1 protein-coding gene is annotated in these 755 nt (G+C 75.0%); it reads left to right on the forward strand.

Features of this window, described 5'->3' with window-relative positions; genetic code table 11:
• The coding region (locus GTR00_RS22045) for an ABC transporter permease (RefSeq protein WP_166613613.1) at window positions 1-746 on the forward strand (746 nt) is incomplete at its 5' end.
• Window positions 747-755: the final 9 nt, after the last annotated feature.

Genomic DNA, 755 nt, shown 5'->3' on the forward strand with positions numbered 1-755 from the left:
CGCTGGCCCCGCTGCTGGCGCCGCACCCGCCCACCCAGGTGCACTTCGAGACGCCGTTCCAGCAGCCGCGCACCGTGGGCTTCCCGCTGGGCACCGACGACCTGGGCCGCGACATCCTCTCGCGCGTGCTGTTCGGCGCGCGCGCCTCGCTGCAGGTCGGGGTGCTGGCCGTGGCCCTGTCCGTCGTGGTGGGCACCGCGCTGGGCATGGCCGCCGGGTACTGGAGGCACCTGGACGCCGTGGTGTCCCGGCTGACCGACCTGGCGCTGGCGTTCCCGTTCCTGGTGCTGGCCGTCGGCCTGGCCGCGGTGCGCGGCGCGAGCCTGTCCAACGCGGCGATCGCGCTGGGCGTGGCGCACGTGCCGCAGGTGGTGCGCGTCGTGCGCGCCGAGACCCTGCGCCTGAAGGGCGCCGACTACGTCCTGGCCGCCCGCACGATGGACGCCCGGGGCGCGCGGATCCTCGCCACCCACGTGCTGCCCAACGCGCTGCCGGCGGTGGTGGTGCAGGCCACCGTCATCATGCCCGCGGTCGTCATCGGCGAGGCGCTGCTGTCCTTCCTGGGGCTGGGGGTGCAGCCGCCCACCCCCAGCCTGGGCATCATGCTCTCCGACGCGCAGCAGTACATCTTCCGCGCGCCGTACGCGGCGCTGTTCCCCGGCCTGGCGATCGTGCTCATCTGCCTGGCGTTCAACCTGCTCGGCGACGCCCTGCGCGACGCCCTCGACCCCGGAGGACCCCGGTGACCACCACCC

It is taken from the genome of Kineococcus indalonis (assembly GCF_009906395.1).
GTDB classification, from domain to species: domain Bacteria; phylum Actinomycetota; class Actinomycetes; order Actinomycetales; family Kineococcaceae; genus Kineococcus; species Kineococcus indalonis.